Origin of the sequence: Streptomyces longhuiensis, assembly GCF_020616555.1 — a bacterium.
Taxonomy (GTDB): domain Bacteria; phylum Actinomycetota; class Actinomycetes; order Streptomycetales; family Streptomycetaceae; genus Streptomyces; species Streptomyces longhuiensis.
In genome coordinates this window covers 5848515-5865788 of sequence record NZ_CP085173.1, presented here as the reverse complement: position 1 = coordinate 5865788, position 17274 = coordinate 5848515, and the positions used below count along the sequence as shown (strand labels likewise).

Below are 17274 nucleotides of genomic sequence, written 5' to 3'. Positions count from 1 at the left end.
GCTCTGAGCGTGCCAGCAGCGAAAGAGACCCCCGAGAGCCCTGCGAAGAGTCCCGCGAACAGTCCTGCGAAGAGTCCCGCCAAGAGTGAGCAGACGCGGACGCTGATCCTGGAGACCGCGATGCGGATGTTCCGGGAGCGGGGCTACGACAAGACGACGATGCGGGCCATCGCCAAGGAAGCCGGGGTCTCCGTCGGCAACGCGTACTACTACTTCGCGGGCAAGGAACACCTCATCCAGGGGTTCTACGACCAGATCTCCGCGGAGCACCGGGCGGCCGTGCGGCCCGTGCTCGACCGGGAGACCGACCTGGAGAAGCGGCTCGCCGGGGTGCTGCGCGCCTGGCTGGAGATCGCGGAGCCGTACCACGAGTTCGCGGCCCAGTTCTTCAAGACCGCCGCGGACCCGACCAGCCCGCTCAGCCCCTTCTCACCCGAGTCGGAGCACGCCCGCGAGACGGCCATCGACGTGCACCGCGAGGTGCTGGCAGGCTCCAAGGCGAAGGTCCCGGCCGAACTCGCCGCGATCCTGCCGGAGTTGATGTGGCTCTCCCAGATGGGGCTGGTCCTGTACTGGGTCTTCGACAGCTCCGAGGACCGGGAGCGCAGCCGGCGCCTCGCCGAACGGGGGGCGCGCCTGACCACGCGCGGGGTCGCGCTCGCCCGGTTCCGGGTGCTGCGGCCGCTCGTCCTGGAGGTGCACGAGCTGTTCACCGACTTCCTGCCGGGCATGACGGAGGCGTCGACGGCGGCGCGGGAGAAGGGGAAGGGGCAGGGGAACGAGGGTGAGAAGGGGCACGAGGGTGAGAAGGGGCACGGGAAAGGCCAGGGGAAGGGCTGAGGCGGGGTCTCTTACCTTTGGTTCATGCGCGGCTTGTACGGTCGTCTGATGCCCGGCTCCTCTTCATCGCACCACGTCAGTCGTCGCGCCGCGCTCGCCCTCGGTCTCGGCGCGGCGGCCTCCGTCACCCTGCCAGGACCGCGCGCCGCGGCCGCCGTCTCCGCCGTCGGCGGGGAGCGGCTCGGCAGGTCCGGTGTCCAGGTGGCGTCCGACGCGCCCCGGCTGCCGAAGCTCGCCGCGAAGGCGTGGCTCGTCGCCGACCATGACAGCGGCGACGTCCTCGCCTCGTACGCGGCGCACCGCGCGCTGCCCCCGGCGTCGACGCTCAAGATGCTGTTCGCGGACACGGTCCTGCCGAAGTTCGGGCGGACCTCGGTCCACAAGGTGACCGCCGCCGATCTCGCGGGGATCCCGTACGGCAGCAGCCTCGTCGGCGTCCAGGCGGGGACCTCGTACACCGTCGAGCAGCTGTGGCAGGGCGTGTTCCTGCGCTCCGGGAACGACGCCGTGCATGTGCTGGCCAGCATGAACGGCGGGGTCAGCGAGACCGTCCGCCAGATGCAGGCCCGCGCGAAGGACCTCCAGGCGAACGACACGCATGTGGTCAGCCCCGACGGCTTCGACCACAAGGGGCAGGTGTCGTCGGCGTACGACCTGACGCTGTTCGCGCGCGCCGGGCTCAAGAACGACGACTTCCGCGGCTACTGCGCGACGAAGACGGCCGACTTCCCCGCCGGGGGCAAGAAGACGTTCCAGATCCAGAACACGGACCGCCTCCTCACCGGGCAGGGCGTGGCCGGGTACCGGGGGCTCATCGGCGTGAAGAACGGCTACACCTCGCATGCCGGCAACACGTTCACCGGCGCGGCGACCCGCGACGGGCGCACGCTGCTCGTCACCGTCATGCACCCCGCGTCCGGGTACGAGGCGGTGTACCGGGAGACGGCGGCGCTGCTCGACTGGGGGTTCGCGGCGGCGGGCAAGGCCGATCCGGTGGGCACGCTGGTCACGCCGCTGAGCGAGCAGCCCAAGGGCGCGGCTGCGGCGAAGCCGCGCGCGGGGGCCGCGGGCGCGGCGGGCACTCCCGTCGCCGCGTCGGCCACATCCCACACGGACGACTGGGCGTTCGGCGGCTCAGCGGCGGTCGCGGTGCTTGCCGGCGGGGGGCTGCTGGCGCTGCGGCGGCGGGAGCGAGAGCGGCCTGGCGGGCGTCGGCGGCGTCAGGACTGACGCCGGGCCGGTGGGCGAGGTGCGGCATCAGGGCTGCCGCCGGGCCGGTGGGCGAGGTACGGCGTCCGGGCTGACGCCGGGCCGGTGGGCGAGGTACGGCGTCCGGGCTGACACCGGGCCGGTGGGCGAGGTGCGGCATCAGGGCTGCCGCCGGGCCGGTGGGCGAGGTAGCGCGTCCCGACTGACGCCGCGCCGGTGAGCGAGGTACGGCGTCCGGGCTGACGCCGGGCCGGTGAGCGAGGTACGGCGTCCGGGCTGACGCCGCGCCAGTGGGCGAGGTGCGGCGTCCGGGCTGACTGAAGCCTCTGAGGGTGTGTCCGTCAGGGGCGGCGGCCGCCGGGGCCCGATTCGGCGGCCACCATCACCCGCCGCAGCAGGTCGGAGAGCTGCCTGCGCTCCTTCGCGTCGAGCGCGCCGAGCACCCGGTGCTCCTCGCCCCCGAGCCGGTCCATCGCCTTGCGCCAGATCGCGCGGCCCGCCTCGGTCAGCTCCACGTCGACCCGGCGCCGGTCGGTCCTGGACGGCGTCCGCACGACGAGGCCGCGGCGTTCGAGGCCGTCGAGGCGGCCCGTGACCGACGCCGGGGCGAGGCCCAGGTCCGAGGCGAGTTCCGAGGGCGCCGCGCGTCCGCCGCGCCCCGCGAGCTTGTGCAGCGTGTCGTACTCGAACCGCTCCAACTCCACGTCCACCAGGGCCTGTTCACGCACCTTGCGCAGATGCCGGGTGAGCTCGCCCGCGCGCGTGATCGCGCCCTCGACGTCCGGGTCGAGGTCGGGCATGAGCGGTAGCCAGCGTGCCAGGTGCCCGTCGGTCCAGTCACGTTCCATGGGGGCAGTTTACGGCCAGATCCTTCGGCGCCGGATATTTTGATGCCCGATACTTCGTTGACGAATACTTCGGCAACGAAATACATTCGCCCGCATGCCGCGCCCCAGCTTCCGCCACCCACTGTTACGCAACGCCCGCTTCCGCCGGTTCTTCCTGGGCCGCCTCCTCTCCCTGGTCGGCGACGCCGTCATCCCCTCCGCCCTCGCCCTCGCCGTGCTGCGCGCCACCGGCTCGGCCTCGGCGCTCGCGCTGGTCCTGGGCTGCGCGATGGTGCCGCGGCTCGTACTCCTCCCCCTGGGCGGCGTGATCGCCGACCGGTTCAACCCGCGCATCGTGGCCCTGACCACCGACCTCGTGCGCTGCGCGGGCCAGCTCTTCGTAGGCATCGAACTCCTCTCCGGGAAACCGGAGTTGTGGCAGATCGCCGTCGCCGAGGCGATCGGCGGGGCCGCCTCCGCCTTCGCCATGCCGACGCTCGCCTCCCTGATCGTCGGCATCGTCGGCGAGACGGACCGGCAGGCCGCCAACTCCGCGCTCGCCGTGGTCCGCAGCGGCACGCTGGCGGGCGGTCCGGCGCTCGCCGGGCTGCTCGTCCTGACCGCGGGTCCCGGGTGGGCGTTCGTCCTCGACGCCGTCTCGTTCGCCGTCAGCGCCGCCCTGCTCGCCACCCTGCGGCTCAGCCGCACCTCGACACCCGCCGAGGAACGCCACTCCCTCCGGTCCGACCTCGTCGAGGGCTGGCACGAGGTGCGCTCGCGTGGCTGGTACTGGACGAGCCTGGTCGCCCACGCCACCTGGAACGGAGGGGCTGCCGTGTTCGCCACCCTCGGACCGGCCGTCGCCGTCAGGGAACTGGGCGGTGACGGCGCCTGGATCGTGATCGCCCAGGCGGGCGCCGTCGGCCTGCTCCTCGGATCACTCCTGTCCGGGCGGGCCCGCCCCCGCCGCCCGGTCCTCGCGGGCAACCTGGCCCTGACCACGTACGTCCTGCCGCTGGGGCTGCTCGCCCTGCACGCTCCCGCACCGGCGGTCGCCGCCGCGTTCGGCGTCGCCCTGGCCGGTCTCGGCTTCTTCAACCCCCTGTGGGAGACGGCGGTCCAGACGGCCGTTCCCGCGTCGGTCCTCGCCCGCGTCACCTCGTACGACTGGCTGCTGTCGCTGGCCGCGATGCCCCTCGGCTACGTCCTCGCCCCACTCGCCGCCGACGCCTGGGGCGAGGCGACCCCGCTGTGGATCGCGGCGGCGGCCGTGGGCCTGGCCTGCGTGGCCACGGCGGGAGTGCCCGGCGTACGGCACTTCACGCTGAACACCCCCGCCGACACGTCTGCCGGCACACCTGCCGATACGCGTGCCGACACCTCTGCCGACACCCCTGCCGCCCCCCCCTACGGGGAAGGTCAGTTCACGAGACCGGCCCCGTCGTCCGTCAGCTCCACGTCGTACACCAGCGGGCCGCCCCCGACCGTGACGTGATGGGCGCGCGACGCCAGACCGCGCGCCGTCACCGCCAGGGTGTACGCCCCGGGCGCGGGCACCGACACGATGTACGAGCCGTCGGCGATGGACGTGACGCGGTCGAGCTGACGGCCACCCCTGGAGACGAGGGTCACGGAGGCGCCGGCCAAGGGGTCGCCGTCGGCGGTGCGCAGGAATCCGTGGACGACGGTGGCTCCGCCGGTACCGCTCCCCTCCGGCTCCGCTGTCGTGACGGGCTCGGCGGTCTTGTTAGGGACGGTGTTCTTGTTGGATTTGGGGTTGGTGTTTTTGTTGGGGCTGGCGTTCTTGTTGGCGCCGGTGTTTTTGCTGGGCCCAGTCGGGGACTCGGCGGGCGGATCGGCCGGCTCGGCCGGCTCCACGGCCAGGTGCGGGAGCCGCCCCTCCAGCCATCCCGGCAGCCACCAGTTGGAGCGGCCGAGGAGATGCATCGCCGCCGGGACCAGCGCCGTCCGCAGGATGAACGCGTCGAGTGCGACCGCCGCGGCCAGCCCGATGCCCGCCATCGCGCCCTCCATGTCGCCGCTCAGGACGAACGCCGAGAACACGCAGATCATGATGAGGGCCGCGCAGTTGATGACCCGGCTCGTCTCGGCGAGGCCGACGCGCACGGCCCGCGCGTTGTCCCCGGTGTGCACCCACTCCTCGTGCATCCGGCTCACCAGGAACACCTGGTAGTCCATCGAGAGGCCGAACAGCAGCGACAGCATGATCACCGGCAGGAACGCGGTGATCGGCCCCTCCTTCCCGATGCCGAGGAACTCCGTCCCCCAGCCCCACTGGAAGACCGCCACCAGGACGCCGAACGACGCGGCCGCCGCGATCAGGTTCATCAGCGCGGCCGTGAGCGGCACGACGAGCGAGCGGAACGCGATCAGGAGCAGCAGGAAGCCGAGCCCGATGATGGCGCCCACGAAGTAGGGCAGCCGGTCTCCGGTCACCGACGCGAAGTCCTTGAAGACGGCCGTCACCCCGCCGACGTGCGCCTCGACACCGGCGTCCGGGATCACGTCGTCACGCAGCCGGTCGATGAGCCGGTCCGTCCCGACGGACTGCGGGGACGTCTTCGGCACGACCTGGATGACGGTGATGCCCCCGGCGGGCGGGGCCGCGGCGGCCTGCGCGACGTCGTCCGTCGCGCGGATCGTCCTGACGAGCTCCGTGGTGTCGGCGCCGCCCGGTACGACGACCTGGAGGGGCCCGTTGAAGCCGGGCCCGAAGCCCTCCGCGAGCAGGTCGTACGCCTGCCGGGTCGTCGTCGACTCCTGGTTGTTGCCCTGGTCGGTGGCGCCGAGCCGCAGTGACAGTACGGGCAGCGCGAGCACCGCCATGACCACCAGCGCCATCGCCGCGATCGAGCGCGGGCGTTCCTGCACATACGCCGACCAGCGCGCCGCGGGACCGCTCGCCTCGGCGGGGTCGGGCCCCGTCGCCGCGAGCTTCCGCCGCTGCTTGCGGCTGAGGACGCGCGGGCCGAGCAGACCGAGGAGCGCGGGCAGAAGGGTGACCGCCGCCAGGACGCTGAGCACGACCGTGAGCGACGTGGCGATGACGACACCGTCCAGGAAGCGCAGGTTCATCACCAGCATTCCGGCGAGCGCGATGCACACGGTGCCGCCCGCGAACAGGACCGCGCGCCCGGATGTGTTGAGGGCGCGCACCGCCGACTCCTCCGGTTCGAGCCCTCGCTGGATGCCGCGCCGGTGCCGGGTGACGATGAAGAGCGCGTAGTCGATGCCGACGCCGAGACCGATCAACGAGCCGAGCAGTGGTGCCACTTCGGGCACGTTCGTCACATGGCTGAGCAGCATCGTCGCCATCATTCCGCTGCCGACGCCCATGATCGCCACGACGATCGGAAGCAGCATCGCGAAGAGCGAGCCGAAGGCCAGGAAGAGGACCACGGCCGCCGCCGCGATGCCGACCACCTCGGAGACGCCGGTGGGCGGCTCCTGGATACGGGTGATGGCCTGGCCGCCCAACTCGACCTGGAGGCCGTCACGTTCGGCGCCCTGAGCCGTGTCGACGACTTTCTGGACGAGGTCCTTGGGGATCTCGTTGGCCTGGTCGGTGAAGGTGATCTGCGCGAAGGCGGTACGGCCGTCGCGGCTGATCTGGGCGGCGTTCTTCGTGCCGTAGGGGCCAACGACCTCGCCGACGCCCCGCATCCCGGCGATCTCCTTCAGCGCGGGCTCGATCCGGGACCGTACGGCCGGGTCCGTCACCGACCCCGCGTCGCCGGACGACCGCCACACCACGGTGTCCGTGTCCCCCGAGCTCCGCGGAAACGCCTTCGTCATCAGGTCGTACGCCTGCTTGGAGTCCGTGTCGGGGAGGGAGAACACGTTCGAGTAGTCGGTCCCCGCCGAGGTGCCCGCGGCCCCCAGGCCGAACAGCGCCCCCACCCACAGCACCAGGACCACCAGGCGGTGCCGGTAGCACCACCGTGCCAATACCGTCACGTTTGCCACTCCTTCGGTCTCTCCCCCGGGCCTTCCTCGGCCTCAGCATCCGGGCACTCGGGCGCACGGCGGGACGGCGCGGCCATGACTCTCAAGGAACTCCAAGGGGGCGAGCAGGGCCGAGCGGGGGCGGGCCCGCCGATACTGGACTTATGAACGCTGGGGGTATGAGTGCTGGGCATGTGAACCCGGGGCCCGTGAACTCGGGTGCGGCGGAGGCCGGGTCTGTGAATACCGGGCCGGTGAATGCCGGGCACGCGAACGCCGGGCACGCGAACGCTGGGCCGGTGAGTGCCGGGTCCACGAGTGCTGGATCCGCGAGTACCGGATCCGCGAGTACCGGATCCGCGAGTACCGGATCCGCGAGTACCGGGCCCGCGAACAACCCGGAGCACCCCGCGGGAGCCACCGTGCTCATCGTCGAGGACGAGCCGAGCATCGCCGACGTCCTCGCGATAGCCCTGCGCTACCACCGCTTCGAGGTCATGACCGCGGGCACCGTCCGCGAGGGCCTCGCCCTGGCCACACGCACCCGGCCCGACGCCGCGCTCCTCGACGTGATGCTGCCGGACGGCGACGGCCGGGCGCTCGGGCGCGAACTGCGCGCCCGCAGGCCCGATCTGGCCCTCGTCTTCCTGACCGCCCGCGACGCGCCCGCCGAGATCGTGGGCGCGCTCGGCTTCGGCGACGACTACATCACCAAGCCGTTCAACATCGACGAGGTCGTGGCCCGGCTGGGCGCCGTCCTGCGCCGCACCCGGTCGGCCGACGTCCTGCCCGAGCGCCCGCCGCTGCGCTACGGCGACCTCGAACTCGATGAGACGGCCTACACCGTCCACCGTTCGGGCCACACGGTCCAGCTCACGCCCACCGAGTACGCGCTCCTGCGCTTCCTCGTGCGCAACGGCGGCCGCGTCGTGCCCAAGGAACAACTCCTGCGGCACGTATGGCAGTACGAGCACACCGCCGAGTCGACCGTCGTCGAGACGTACATCAGCTACCTGCGGCGCAAACTCGAGGCGCTGGGGCCGCCGTTGATCACTACGCGGCGGGGGGTCGGATACGGGCTTGCGGGTGGGGCGTGAACCGGGAGCGGGGCGCAATCCAGGGGCGGAGCGTGAACCGGGGGCCGGCCGCGAACCGGGGACGGAGCGTGAACCGAGGGCTGGGCGTGAACCGAGGGCTGGGCGTGAACCGGGGACGGAGCGTGAACCGAGGGCTGGGCGCGGGTGAGGGCCTTCGCGGGCGACGGTGGCGGGTCCATGGCCGCCGCGGGCAGGACCCTGGCCGACTCGGGCAGGCCCACGGGCGCCGCGGGCAGGCGGCCGGCCGGAGCCGGCGGTTCCACTCCCTGCGCGCCAAGCTCACCCTCGTGAACGTCGCGCTGCTCGCTCTCGGCATCGTCGCCGCGACCGCCGTCAGCCTCTTCGGGATGCGCCACTACCTCCTCGCGAACGTCGACGCCGAGCTGACGTCGTCACGCGCCTCGCTCCAGCGCACCGGCCTCACCCTCAAACAGATCGAGTCGCTCAGCGAACTGGGCATCGCCCTCGACAAACTCTCCCCCGGCCCCGACTCGGCCGACTCGGGGGCGAGTTCACTGCCGCGCAACGAAACCGTGTTCGTGGCCGTCGACCGGGCCGGCGAGCCGATCACCGTAGGCACCCTGCGTCCCACCGCCCGCCAGCGCGACCTCGCCTCCGCGGTCGACGACCCGAAGGCGCTCGCGACCGCAGACGAGCCGCGCGACATCACCGTGCACGGCGACCCGTACCGCGCGGTGGGCGCCCGCCTCGCCGACGGCACGACCGTGTTGCTCGCCACGTCGACGGCCAACGTCCAGACCGGCATCCACAAGGCGCTCAGGCTCGACATCACTCTCGGCACGGGTCTGCTGGCCCTGCTCGCCGTCCTCACGATGATCGGCGTCAGCCACCGGATGCGGCCGCTCGAAGACATGGTCGAGACCGCGTCGGCCATCGCCGACGGAGACCTCGCGCGACGCGTGGCGCCGCACCGCGACACCGCTCTGGAGGTCGAACAGCTGCGGCTCGCCCTCAACTCCATGCTCCACCAGGTCGAAACGGCTTTCGAGACCCGCGAGCGCAGCTCCGCGCAACTGCGGCGGTTCGTCGCCGACGCCTCCCACGAACTGCGCACGCCGCTCGCCGCGATCCGCGGCTACCTCCAGCTCTACGACAAGGGGATGCTCCGTGACCCGGCCGAACGCACCCGCGCCCTGGGCCGCGTCCACGCCGAGGCCGACCGCATGAGCCGGCTCGTCGACGAACTCCTCACCCTGGCCCGCCTAGACCAAGGCCCCGAACTGCGCCTGCGGAACGTCGACCTGAGCCGGCTGGTCCGCGAAGCCGCCGACGACCTGCGCGTGCAGCAGCCGGACCGCCCGGTCCAGGTCGCCGCTGACGGCGCGCTGCTGGTCCGCGCCGACGAGTCGGGCCTGCGCCAGATCCTCGGAAACCTCCTCACCAACGTACGCACCCACACTCCGGAGGACGCTCCCGTCAGCGTCTCCCTGGAACGCGTGGACGGGACGGTGCGGCTGTGCGTGGCCGACGAGGGGCCCGGCCTTGACGAGGAGGACGCTGCGCGGATCTTCGACCGCTTCTTCCGGGCGGGCGGAGGTGTCGGCAGCGGTCTGGGCCTGGCGATCGTGCAAGGGGTGGTGTCGGCGCACGGCGGCGAGGTGTCCGTGCGCACGGCTCCGGGGGCAGGGGTGCGGGTGACGGTGGTACTGCCGGGGGGCGGGGGGCCTGTGGGCTCGGCTGTGGCTGAGGGGGTTCCCGTGGGTGAGGTTCCCGTTTCCCGTGGGTGAGGGTCCCCGTTTCCGGTGGTTGAGGGTCCCGTTTCCCCATAGATGAGGGTCCCGTTTCCCATGAGTGAGGTTCCCGTGAGAGGGGCCTCCGCGTCGGAGCCGGTCAGATCCAGCCGAGCTGCCACAACCGGAACACCCCGGTCCCGTCCGACAGATACTGCCCGCCGGTGATGTCCACCGTACTGAGCACGTACTCCTTGCGCTGCCACAGAGGGATGAGCGGGACGTCGCGTGCGACCGCTTCCTGGAGCTTGCGGAAGTCGCCCATGGTGCGGCTGCGGTCCTCGTACTGCTGACTTGCCTGGATCAGGCCGTCGACCTCTTTGCTGCTGTATCCGTTGTGCATGCCGGACCCGGTGCGCACGAGCTGCGCGGTGAACGTGTCCGGATCGGGGAAGTCCGGCAGCCAGCCGACCGCGTACGCGTCGAGCTTCCCGCTCGCGTACCGTCTCTGGAAGTCGGTCCACTCGTAGTAGCGCAGGCTGACCTTGAACAGCCCGCTCGCCTCCAGCTGCCGCTTGATCTCCCTCGCCTCCGACGCGGACGCGGCGCCGCGCGAGTACGCGAACTCGAAGCGGACCGGCGTAGTCACCCCGGCCTCCTGGAGCAGCGTGCGCGCACGGGCGGCGTCCGGCTTCGGATACGCGTCGAAGAACGCGGTCGTGTGCCCGGTGATGCCACGCGGGATCACGGAGTAGAGGGAGTCGACGGTGCCCTGGTACGTCGAGGCGACCAGCCGGTCCCGGTCGAGGAGCGTGGCGAGGGCCTGCCGCACCCGGCGGTCGTGCAGCGGGCGGCCCGTCCGCACATTGAGGACGAGGTTCCGGGTCTCCGCGCTCTCGACCTCGGTGAGCCGCTCCCCCTTGTCGCTCGGTGCGTACGAGGCGAGCAGCGCGGGCGGCAGCTGCCGAGCGGCGACGTCGACCGAACGGGCCTTCCAGGCGGACTCGAGGGCGGCCGAGTCCTTGAAGTAGCGCAGGGTGGTGGGCTCGCCGACGCTCTTGACCGCGCCCTGGTAGCGGGCGTTGGGGACGAGCTTCGCCTGCTTGCCGGGCGTGTACGAGCTGAGGCGGTAGGGGCCGGTGCCGTCGACGCGGGTACGGGTGCGCAGGCTGTGCGCCGGGTACTGGGTGCTGTCGACGATGGAACCGGCGCCCGTGGCGACCTTGAACGGGAACGTCGCGTCGGGCGACGACAGCCGGAAGGTCACCGTCCGCGTCCCGCTCGTCTCGACCTTGGCGAGTGTGTCGAGCAAGGTGGCAGGGCCCACCGGGGAGTTGATGGCCCTGACCCGGTCGAAGGAGAACTTCACATCCTTGGCCGTCACGGCGCGACCGCTCGGGAACGTCAGCCCGTCACGCAACTCGCAGCGGTAGGTGCGCAGCCCTTGGCCGACGAACCCGCAGTGCTTCGCGGCATCCGACACGGGCGCGGCGCCACCCGCGTCGAACGTCAGGAGTGACTGGAACACGTTGCTGTACAGCGCCCACGATCCGGCGTCGTACGCACCCGCCGGATCGAGCGACGTCACGGCGTCGGTCGTCCCGACGGTGATCGTCTTCCCCTGCTCGTCCCGATCCGGAAGCAGCTGCCATGCGCCGGCTCCGGCGGCGGCAAGCACCATGAACGTTGCAAAAACCCGCATGCGAATCGACCGCATCGCGCCCCTCCCCAGTGACGTGGATCACTGAATCACAGGAGTTTGAGGTGTGGGAAGAGAAGGTGATCAGGTTTCGAAGGCCGAGAGGAACCTTGTGAGCGGCTTGTGCACAAGGAGGTTTCGAGCCTGTCCGTTTCGGGGGCGGCAGCTCCTTGCAGGCGGCCGGGGAGGTGCCTCGTACCTCCCCGGCCCCCACCTCACGCCCGCTTCGACGCCATCTGGACGACCGTGATGTCCGAGGGCGCGCCCACCCGGACCGGCGGCCCCCACGCACCGGCGCCCCGACTCACGTACAACTGCGTGTCGCCGTACCGCTCCAGGCCCGCGAGCGTCGGGTTCGCCGCGTCGGCGATGAAGTTGCCCGGCCAGAGCTGGCCGCCGTGGGTGTGGCCCGACAGCTGGAGGTCGACGCCATGCTTCACCGCCTCGTGGATCATCACGGGCTGGTGGGCGAGGAGGACGGCGGCGCGGCCGGGGTCGCGGTCGCCGAGCGCCTTGTCGTAGTCGGGCCCGTCGCCGTAGTTCTCGCCGGTCACGTCGTTCACCCCGGCCAGGTCGAACGCGCCCATCTCCACGCGCGCGTTCTCCAGGGGCCGCAGGCCGATCTCACGGACGTGCTCGACCCACGGCTCGGCGCCCGAGAAGTACTCGTGGTTACCCGTCACGAAGTACGTGCCGTGCCGGGCCCGCAACCCCGCGAGCGGCGCGACGGCCGGCGCCAGGTCCTCGACGCTGCCGTCGACCAGGTCCCCGACGACCGCGATCAGGTCGGGCTGCGTGGAGTTGATCGTGTCGACCACCCGCTGGGCGAACCCCCGGCCCAGAACCGGGCTCAGATGGATGTCGCTGACGACCGCGATCCTGAACCCGTGCGCCGAACGCGGCAGCCGGGCCAGCGGAACCGTGACCCGCTTCACCCTGGGCCCGCGCAGCACGCCGTACGCCCCGTTCCCGACGATCCCGGTGGCCGCGACCACGGCTGCACCACCGACGACGCGAGAGACGAAGAGCCGACGCGAGGGGTCGGCCGCGGCCGACGCCGTGGCGGGCTTGGGCGTGGTGGTGGGGGTGGAGGGTGGGGTTGAGGTGGTGGTTGCGCTGGGCGGCCCGTCGGGCTCACGCGTCGGAACCAGTACGGGCTCCGGCACGGGCCCCGACTCCGCGCCGCCCGGCGCGGACCTGCGGTCGAGGTAACGCCGCAGCAGGGGGCGCACCGCTTCACCCACCAGGACCGCGAGCACCAGATAGATGGAGAAGGCCATCCACAGGAACCCGGGCCAGGACAGCACCTGCTGCAACCAGAACGGCGCACCGGCACGCTCGCTCGCCACCGCCGCGAACATCAGCAACGGCCCCAGCACGAACACGACCGTGCCCGCCCGGCGCGCGAGACCGGCGCGGCTCGTGGTGTCGCGCACCAGACGGCGCCATGCGTACCAGTGCAGACCGGCGAAGGCCGCGAGCGAGGCGACCCCTGCGATCACTAAGACGGCGATCACGACGCCGCTCCCCCCGTTGCGTTCATCGCGCTTTTCGTGGTGGTGCTCGTGGTAGTGCCCGAAGTGGCGTTCATCGCTGTGCTCATCGCGTCACGCACGACGCAGGGCCCGCAATCCGCGGAACCCGATGCCCCCAACCACCGTCCCCAAGACAAAGGAGACAACGGCGAGCGTCAGATGCACCCAGAAGTAGGCGGTCGGGTCGCCGGCGTCGTCGAAGGCAAGCCCGCTCCCGTCCTTCCACAGGTTCTTGACGAAAGTGACCCAGATGACCCAGCTCCACACACCGAAGGCGAGCAGGAACCAGGAGACGGGGCGGCTGAGCTTCATACCCTCAGTATCGCCAGTCCTCCGTCCGCACCGCCGCCGGGGTGGGGAGCGGGAGACACAGGACACCTCGGCGGAGACTTACGGGTCCGAGCCATGTACGTTCACGACCGTGCCTGCCTCGAATGAGTCGTATTTCACGACCGTCTCTGCCAAGACCGAGTCACTTTTCAATCGTTCCGGTCTGAAGCGTTCCGGTCCTCGGCGTGCCGGGCGATGGTCCGCCGTCGCCGCCACGGTGGCCGCCTCCGCCACTCTCCTCTCGGTCTGCTGCGCCTCACCCGCGCTGGCCGACGACAAGCCGGGGTCCTCCAAAGGCAAGGCGAAGCCGCCGGCCTCGATGTCGACCGTGGGCGGCGCGCAGCTGGGCAAGCCGGGCACACAGGTGAACCTGGCGAACGGCGCCCCCGTCCTGCCCAAGGACCTGAGCGCACGCTCCTGGATCGTCACGGACGCCGAGTCGGGCCAGGTACTCGCCTCGCACAACGCGCACTGGCGCCTGCCCCCCGCCAGCACCCTCAAGATGCTCTTCGCCGACACGGTCCTCCCCAAGTTCCCCAAGACGCAGACGCACAAGGTCGTTCCCTCCGACCTGGCCGGCATCGGCGAGGGCTCCAGCATGGTCGGCGTCAAGGAGGGCTTCACCTACACCGTCCACGACCTGTGGCTCGGCGTGTTCCTCCGCTCCGGCAACGACGCGGTCCACGTCCTGTCCGCCCTCAACGGCGGTGTCCCGCGGACCGTCAAGGACATGCAGTCCCACGCCGACGAGCTCCAGGCCCTCGACACCCACGTGGTCAGCCCCGACGGCTACGACTTCCCCGGCCAGGTCTCCTCCGCCTACGACCTCACTCTCTTCGCCCGCTCGGGCCTGCAGAAGAAGGACTTCCGCGAGTACTGCGCGACGGCGACCGCGAAGTTCCCCGAGTCCCAGAAGAAGGGCAAGACCACCAGCTCCTTCGAGATCCAGAACACCAACCGGCTCATCACCGGCGACATGGGCCTCGACCCCTACAAGGGCATCGCCGGGGTCAAGAACGGCAACACCACCAACGCCGGCGCCACCTTCACCGGCGTCGCCGAACGCAACGGCAAGGTCCTCCTCGTCACCGTCATGAACCCCGACTCCGGCGAGAACCAGGCGGTCTACCAGGAGACGGCCCGACTCCTCGACTGGGGTTTCCAGGCCGACGGCAAGGTCACCCCGGTGGGACAACTCGTCCCGCCCAAGAGCGCTGACACCGGCGGCCCCGACGGCTCCTCCGCCAGCCCGAAGGGCGACAACGGAGCTGCCGCACACGACAAGGCGTCGGCCGCCCACGCCTCCGTCCACAACGGCTCCAGCGGCATCGGCGTCGCCCTGGCCATCACGGGCGGCGCCCTCGTCCTCCTGGCCGCGGCCGCCTACCTCGTCAACCGCCGCTGGCCTCTGCCCGGACTGGTACGCCGCCTCCCCCGACGCTGACGGGACCCGTCCAGGAGTGCCACCGCTCTCCGGGGGGTGCCACCACCACTTGGGCGTACCACCGCTGTCCGAGGTGCCACCCCTGTCCGGCTCCAGTGCACCGGCGCCGTCTGTCTCAGGCGGCGCCGGCCCGCGCCATCCCCGGCGGCTCCGCCCCCGGCTCGGCCTCGTCCGGCACCTCCGAGTCGGGCTTCCCCCGCGTGGCCGTCCAGGCCGCGCAGAACAACAGCAGCTTCGCCGTGAAGTTGATCCACAGCATCAGGGCCACCGGCGTCCCGAACGCCCCGTACATGCTCTTCGACGCCACCTCCTTCATATAGCTGCCCAGCAACAGCTTCAGCAGCTCGAACCCTGCCGCCCCCATGAGCGCCGCCGTCAGCAGCTCCCGCCGATGCGGGTGAACCCCCGGCAGCAGCGTCAGCACATAGAGCAGCAGCAGGAAGTCAGCGAGCACGGCGATCGCGAACGCCACCGCCCTGAGCAGTGCGCCGCCCCATCCGTCATGGGAGATGCCGAGCTCGTCCGCCGTCCACCCCACCGCGCTCGAGGCGAGCATCGACGCCGCCAACGAGACAAGTCCGGCCCCTCCCAACCCCACCAGGACCCCGGTGTCCGTGACCTTGCGCATGACCGGGTTCTCCTCCGGGTCCTCCAACTCCCAGACGGCGCGCAGACACTCTCTTATCGAGCCGACCCATCCGATGCCGGTGAGGAGCAGCAACGCCCCCGCCACCAGACCCACCGTTGCCGCGTTCGCGACGAGCGCGCCCAGGTCCAGCTGGTCGGAGATGCCGGGCACCTGCTCCGCGATCTTGTCCTGGAGCGTCTTCTGCCGCTCCTCGCTGAGCGTGCCGGCCGCGATCGCCGCGGCCACAGTCAGCAGCGGGAACAGTGCAAGGAAGCTGATGAACGTCATCGCCGCCGCGAGCCGCGTCCAGTGCACCTGATCGAGCCGCTCGTAGGCGCACCACGCGTGCGTACGCATGAGCCGTTCGACGATCGGCCCGACGCCGGGGAGTCTCTTCAGCCAGTCCATGATCCGAGCCTGCCCTCCCTGACCGTTCTCGCACGTCTCGCCGGAACCGCCGCCCGGAAGACAAGGGTCCGCGTACCCCAGAACCTCAGAACCGTGGCCAGCATCATGCCCACCCCCGCCCCGGACACCGTGTCCGCGCGCTGCGACGTGAGCCCGAACCCGTAGTGCGACACAGCGATGCACAACAGCTGCACCACCACCCCCGCCACATTGACCGCGAAGAACACCCCGTACTGCCGCAGCCGTGACACCTCGACCGCTGTACGCCGGTAGGTACCGAGCGTGTTTCCCCCGTACGCGACCGTGCAACCAGCCAGGAACGCCAGCGACTTGGCGGCGATCGGATCCCAGCCCGCCGGCCCCCGCAGCCACACGAAGAGCCCCAGGTCGACGACGTACGCGCAGCTCCCCACAAGCGCGAACCCCACCAGTTCGGGCCCAAGACCCTTCATCCACCACCACCCCCGAACCCACCATGACCTCCACACCCCCACGCCCCCACGGGACGCGCCCTCCGCGGCCGGGCCTTCCCCCAGCACCCCCTGACCCGGCACGTACTGACCCGACACGCCCTCACCTCCCACGTTCACCAGTTGGCGACCGCGAGCCCGTACATCGCCACCCACGCCAGGCCGATCAGGGCCATCGCTCTGTCCCGCAGAACGACGTCCTCCGGCTCGCCCGCCGTGCCACGGTCGGCGAAGACCGCATAGCGCAGGACGGCGAGGATGAAGGCCACCATCGACAGCTGTCTCCACGGCAGCAGACTGGTTCTCGCCACCCCGCCTTCTTCCATTGCCCACAGGCAATAGGAGAGAACGGCCACCCCTGCGGCAAGCTGCCAGACGAACCGCAGATAGCCGGTCGTGTACTCCGACAGCAACGCCCGCGTCGCCCCCGCCTTTCCGGCCATCTGTACGGCCTCGGAGTACCGCTTGGCCGACACCATGAACAGCGCACCGAACCCCGTCGTGATCAAGAACCACCGCGACAGTGGAATCCCCAGCGCAAGCCCGCCGATCATGGCCCGCATCAGAAACCCGGTGGCCACCACGACAAGATCGACGACGAGAACGTGCTTGAGGCTGATGCAGTAAGCCAGTTGCATCCCGACGTAGGCGGTCAACAGCGCCGCCGTCATCGGGTTGCACAAGGTCGCGGCCACCAGCGGCGCGAGTACCGCGAGCCCACCCCCGACCGCATAGGCCACCGCCACCGGAACGTGGCCCGCGGCAACGGGCCTGTTCCGCTTGACCGGGTGCGCCCGGTCCGCCTCGGCGTCCCGCGCGTCGTTGATCAAATACACGGCGGAAGCGGCCGCCGTGAACAGCACGAAGACCAGGGTCAGTTGAGCCACCGCGTGCCACGAGAACAGCTCGCCGGCCGCCGCGGGTGCGGCCACGACCAGCACGTTCTTCACCCACTGTCGCGGTCTCGCCGTCTTCAACAGCCCGGCCGGTAACCCGACCGACGTCGCCGCGCGCGGCCCCGGCACCGATTTCCGTTGCGGTCGGTCCAACAGCGCCGCGGCCGCCCCCCGCCGCCCTTGGGCAGACGCATGCACCAACGGCGTCCCGTCTCCCGCTCCCTCCGCGTCCAT

Annotated in this window: 14 protein-coding genes; 6 read left to right on the top strand and 8 right to left on the bottom strand. The window is 71.2% G+C overall.

The window, feature by feature from the left end; all coding sequences use genetic code 11:
• Window positions 1-9: 9 nt before the first annotated feature.
• On the top strand, window positions 10-840 hold the full coding sequence (locus LGI35_RS27170; RefSeq protein ID WP_423835727.1) for a TetR/AcrR family transcriptional regulator: 831 nt from the start codon (window positions 10-12) through the stop codon (window positions 838-840).
• 48 nt (window positions 841-888) lie between these two features.
• Complete coding sequence (locus LGI35_RS27165) at window positions 889-2070, top strand: D-alanyl-D-alanine carboxypeptidase family protein (RefSeq protein WP_227296882.1); 1182 nt, start codon at window positions 889-891, stop codon at window positions 2068-2070.
• Between the two features lie 320 nt (window positions 2071-2390).
• On the opposite strand, the gene LGI35_RS27160 is transcribed toward LGI35_RS27165, so the two are convergent.
• A complete protein-coding gene (locus LGI35_RS27160) occupies window positions 2391-2897 on the bottom strand; it encodes a MarR family winged helix-turn-helix transcriptional regulator (protein WP_227296881.1) in 507 nt (168 codons plus the stop codon).
• Window positions 2898-2991: 94 nt separating this feature from the next.
• Here LGI35_RS27160 and LGI35_RS27155 point away from each other — a divergent pair, with 94 nt between their 5' ends.
• On the top strand, window positions 2992-4371 hold the full coding sequence (locus LGI35_RS27155; protein ID WP_227296880.1) for an MFS transporter: 1380 nt from the start codon (window positions 2992-2994) through the stop codon (window positions 4369-4371).
• Here the strand turns inward: LGI35_RS27155 and LGI35_RS27150 are convergent.
• Window positions 4296-6845, bottom strand: a complete 2550-nt coding sequence (locus LGI35_RS27150; RefSeq protein WP_227300530.1) for an MMPL family transporter — start codon at window positions 6843-6845, stop codon at window positions 4296-4298. The two genes, LGI35_RS27155 and LGI35_RS27150, sit on opposite strands and share 76 nt — an antisense overlap.
• Before the next feature lie 161 nt (window positions 6846-7006).
• On the opposite strand from LGI35_RS27150, the gene LGI35_RS27140 reads away from it, so the two are divergent.
• Window positions 7007-7939, top strand: coding sequence for a winged helix-turn-helix domain-containing protein (locus LGI35_RS27140; protein WP_423835726.1), 933 nt, complete (start codon window positions 7007-7009; stop codon window positions 7937-7939).
• A 287-nt stretch (window positions 7940-8226) separates the two neighbouring features.
• The gene (locus LGI35_RS27135) at window positions 8227-9687 is read left to right on the top strand and encodes a sensor histidine kinase (protein WP_227296879.1); all 1461 of its coding nucleotides are present in this window, start codon (window positions 8227-8229) and stop codon (window positions 9685-9687) included.
• Window positions 9688-9790: 103 nt separating this feature from the next.
• Here the strand turns inward: LGI35_RS27135 and LGI35_RS27130 are convergent, their stop codons facing one another.
• The 3 genes from LGI35_RS27130 to LGI35_RS27120 form a co-directional block, all read right to left on the bottom strand.
• Window positions 9791-11347 (bottom strand): ABC transporter substrate-binding protein, encoded by a 1557-nt coding sequence (locus LGI35_RS27130; protein WP_227296878.1) that lies wholly within the window; start codon window positions 11345-11347, stop codon window positions 9791-9793.
• Window positions 11348-11544: 197 nt separating this feature from the next.
• Entirely contained in the window at window positions 11545-12846 is a 1302-nt protein-coding gene (locus LGI35_RS27125; protein WP_227296877.1) for a metallophosphoesterase, read from the bottom strand.
• Between the two features lie 90 nt (window positions 12847-12936).
• A complete protein-coding gene (locus LGI35_RS27120; RefSeq protein WP_227296876.1) occupies window positions 12937-13176 on the bottom strand; it encodes an SCO4848 family membrane protein in 240 nt (79 codons plus the stop codon).
• Here LGI35_RS27120 and LGI35_RS27115 point away from each other — a divergent pair.
• Complete coding sequence (locus tag LGI35_RS27115; protein ID WP_227296875.1) at window positions 13115-14638, top strand: D-alanyl-D-alanine carboxypeptidase; 1524 nt, start codon at window positions 13115-13117, stop codon at window positions 14636-14638. The two genes, LGI35_RS27120 and LGI35_RS27115, sit on opposite strands and share 62 nt — an antisense overlap.
• Before the next feature lie 115 nt (window positions 14639-14753).
• On the opposite strand, the gene LGI35_RS27110 is transcribed toward LGI35_RS27115, so the two are convergent.
• The 3 genes from LGI35_RS27110 to LGI35_RS27100 all read right to left on the bottom strand — a co-directional run bounded on the left by LGI35_RS27110 (window position 14754) and on the right by LGI35_RS27100 (window position 17274).
• Window positions 14754-15674: a YihY/virulence factor BrkB family protein gene (locus LGI35_RS27110; protein ID WP_227296874.1), complete on the bottom strand. Its 921-nt coding sequence runs from the start codon at window positions 15672-15674 to the stop codon at window positions 14754-14756.
• Window positions 15662-16126 (bottom strand): GtrA family protein, encoded by a 465-nt coding sequence (locus LGI35_RS27105; RefSeq protein ID WP_227296873.1) that lies wholly within the window; start codon window positions 16124-16126, stop codon window positions 15662-15664. The genes LGI35_RS27110 and LGI35_RS27105 overlap by 13 nt, the downstream gene beginning before the upstream one ends.
• A gap of 134 nt (window positions 16127-16260) precedes the next feature.
• Window positions 16261-17274, bottom strand: a complete 1014-nt coding sequence (locus tag LGI35_RS27100) for a decaprenyl-phosphate phosphoribosyltransferase (RefSeq protein ID WP_423835725.1) — start codon at window positions 17272-17274, stop codon at window positions 16261-16263.

Excerpts from the sequence above, each read along its gene's own strand:
- LGI35_RS27140 (WP_423835726.1), top strand. The coding sequence starts at position 7,007 with ATGAACGCTGGGGGTATGAGTGCTGGGCATGTGAACCCGGGGCCCGTG.
- LGI35_RS27155 (WP_227296880.1), top strand. The coding sequence starts at position 2,992 with ATGCCGCGCCCCAGCTTCCGCCACCCACTGTTACGCAACGCCCGCTTC.
- LGI35_RS27165 (WP_227296882.1), top strand. The coding sequence starts at position 889 with ATGCCCGGCTCCTCTTCATCGCACCACGTCAGTCGTCGCGCCGCGCTC.
- LGI35_RS27160 (WP_227296881.1), bottom strand. The coding sequence starts at position 2,897 with ATGGAACGTGACTGGACCGACGGGCACCTGGCACGCTGGCTACCGCTC.
- LGI35_RS27100 (WP_423835725.1), bottom strand. The coding sequence starts at position 17,274 with ATGGACGCGGAGGGAGCGGGAGACGGGACGCCGTTGGTGCATGCGTCT.
- LGI35_RS27105 (WP_227296873.1), bottom strand. The coding sequence starts at position 16,126 with ATGAAGGGTCTTGGGCCCGAACTGGTGGGGTTCGCGCTTGTGGGGAGC.
- LGI35_RS27115 (WP_227296875.1), top strand. The coding sequence starts at position 13,115 with ATGACCCAGCTCCACACACCGAAGGCGAGCAGGAACCAGGAGACGGGG.
- LGI35_RS27110 (WP_227296874.1), bottom strand. The coding sequence starts at position 15,674 with ATGGACTGGCTGAAGAGACTCCCCGGCGTCGGGCCGATCGTCGAACGG.
- LGI35_RS27120 (WP_227296876.1), bottom strand. The coding sequence starts at position 13,176 with ATGAAGCTCAGCCGCCCCGTCTCCTGGTTCCTGCTCGCCTTCGGTGTG.
- LGI35_RS27130 (WP_227296878.1), bottom strand. The coding sequence starts at position 11,347 with ATGCGGTCGATTCGCATGCGGGTTTTTGCAACGTTCATGGTGCTTGCC.